This is a genomic window from Candidatus Methylomirabilota bacterium, assembly GCA_035764725.1.
Classification (GTDB): Bacteria; Methylomirabilota; Methylomirabilia; order Rokubacteriales; family CSP1-6; genus DASRWT01.
In genome coordinates this window covers 1-2,260 of record DASTYT010000033.1, presented here as the reverse complement: position 1 = coordinate 2,260, position 2,260 = coordinate 1, and the positions used below count along the sequence as shown (strand labels likewise).

General features: G+C 69.7%; 2 protein-coding genes and 2 rRNA genes. All 4 read right to left on the bottom strand.

Annotated elements, in window-relative coordinates:
- A partial coding sequence (locus VFX14_05005; protein ID HEU5189028.1) for an ATP-binding cassette domain-containing protein occupies positions 1 to 561 on the bottom strand: 561 nt, incomplete at its 3' end.
- A 62-nt stretch (positions 562 to 623) separates the two neighbouring features.
- On the bottom strand, positions 624 to 1,502 hold the full coding sequence (mtnP, locus tag VFX14_05000) for an S-methyl-5'-thioadenosine phosphorylase (protein HEU5189027.1): 879 nt from the start codon (positions 1,500 to 1,502) through the stop codon (positions 624 to 626).
- Between the two features lie 146 nt (positions 1,503 to 1,648).
- Positions 1,649 to 1,765: ribosomal RNA gene (gene rrf, locus VFX14_04995) — 5S ribosomal RNA — on the bottom strand.
- A gap of 153 nt (positions 1,766 to 1,918) precedes the next feature.
- Positions 1,919 to 2,260, bottom strand: a 23S ribosomal RNA gene (locus VFX14_04990); the annotation flags it as partial.

Here is a 2,260-nt window from a genome sequence, read left to right as displayed (position 1 = left end):
CTCGTCGAGGAGGAGGAGATCGGGGTGCGTGAGCAGCGCCCGCGCCAGGGCGACGCGCTTCCGGGTGCCGCCCGACAGCTCCGAGACCGGACGGTCCCAGTCCCTCACGCCGAGCCGCTCCAGCAGCCGGCGCGCCTCGTGGGCGGTGTCCCAGCCCCCCAGCTGCTCGATGCGGTCCCCGAGGCGCGCGAGATCGTGCAGCAGCCGATCGTGCGCTGCGGGGTCCTGCTCGCCGGCGAGCCGCGCGGAGAGCGCCGCGTGCGCCTCGATCGCCGCCCGGAGCGGCGCCCGCGCCACCTCCAGCTCGGAGGCGACGGTGGCGTCCGCCGGGAACTCCGGCTCCTGCGGGAGGTAGGTGACGAGCGCGCCGCGCCGGAGCTGCAGCTCGCCGGCGTCCGGCTCCGCCGCGCGCGCGAGCATGCGCATGAGCGAGGACTTTCCGGAGCCGTTCACGCCCACGAGCCCGACCCGCTCGCCCTCCTCGATCGTGAGGGTGAGCCCGTCGAAGACGGTGCGGCTGCCGAAGGCGAGCCGGAGCGAGGCGGCGTGGAGGAGCGTCACCGCGTCCTCATAGCAGTTGCACGGGGGCTGCGCCCCGGCTGCTCGCGGTCATCGCCGGTCGGCTAGGGGACGTACTTGCCGAGGATCGGCGCGAGCTTCTGGCGAACGTCCGCCGGGATGCGCGAGCGATCCGACCAGATGGCGAGCGCGAGCGCGGACTGGCACGCGCACGGCTTCTCGATCGCGGCGACCTGGGGGATGGCGCGCCGGATGAGCTCGAGCGCGTTCTGCGTGGCGGCCTTCACGTTCCCGAGGATCTCCTCGATGAGCTTCGCCTGATCGAGCGTCGCCGGGTGCGGCTTCCAGCAGTCGTAGTCGGTGGGGAGCGCCACCACCGCGTAGCAGAGCTCGGCCTCGCGGGCGAGCTTCGCCTCGGGCATCACCGTCATGCCGATGAGCGACGCGCCCCAGCTGCGGTGCAGCTCGCTCTCGGCGCGCGTGGAGAACTGCGGGCCCTCCATGCAGACGTACGTGCCGCCCTGGTGGATGCGGGCGGGGAACCCGGTCCCGGCCTTCACGAGGACGTTGCGGAGGGTGTTGCAGAAGGGCGCGCCGAGCTCGACGTGGACCGCGAGGTCGTCGAAGAACGTGCTCGCCCTGCGATGGGTCCGGTCGATGACCTGGTCAGGGATGACGAGGTGCTTCGGCGCCACGTCCTCGCGGAGGCTGCCGCACGCCCCGCTCGCCAGCACGTGCGTCACGCCCAGCGACTTGAGCGCCCAGATGTTGGCGCGGTAGGGCACCTGCGACGGGTTCCGCATGTGCCCCTCGCCATGCCGCGAGAGGAGCGCGACCGGGACGCCCCCGACCTCGGTGAGCGTGATGGGACCGGAGGGGCTACCGAAGGGCGTGTCGATCTCGCGCGCCTCGCCTCCGCCCAGCGCGCCGAGCGCCTCGCCGAGCCCCGTGCCTCCGATCACGCCAACCTTGACCGCAGCCATTGCCGACCTCCAGGGGGCGAAGTCTACCCGGAACGCGCCGCCCAGCCCCGCAGAACCGCCGATCCGGGCCGCCATTCCGCGGCCCGTCCGCGCGCTGCGGAAAAGAAAAAGCCCGCCGGCGCGAATTGCGCCAGCGGGCCAAAAAGATGCGGCAGCGACCTACTCTCCCACACCGCTTCCGGTGCAGTACCATCGGCTCTGGTGGGCTTAACTACCGTGTTCGGGATGGGAACGGGTGTGACCCCACCGACATAGCCACCGCAAACCTTGAAAAGAGCTCGAGGGGCCTTGGGGGCCTCTCGAAGGCTGAATACGAAGGGTAAGAAGAGTCTTCCAGCGGGCCTCGCGTGGCCCGAACGTCTTTCGATGCCTCGATCTCGACCTCGCCTCATGGTCGCCTACGACCTGAGAAGAGGGAGACCAAGCCGCACGCCCGATTAGTACCGGTCAGCTGAGCGCCTCACGGCGCGTACACCTCCGGCCTATCAACCTCGTCGTCTTCGAGGGGGCTTCAGGGGCTTGCGCCCGGGAGAAGTCGTCTCGAGGTTGGCTTCCCGCTTAGATGCTTTCAGCGGTTATCCGTTCCGCACATAGCTACCCAGCGATGCCCCTGGCGGGACAACTGGTACACCAGCGGTGCGTCCATCCCGGTCCTCTCGTACTAAGGACAGATCCTCTCACTTCTCCTACGCCCACGGCAGATAGGGACCAAACTGTCTCACGACGTTTTGAACCCAGCTCGCGTACCGCTTTAATTG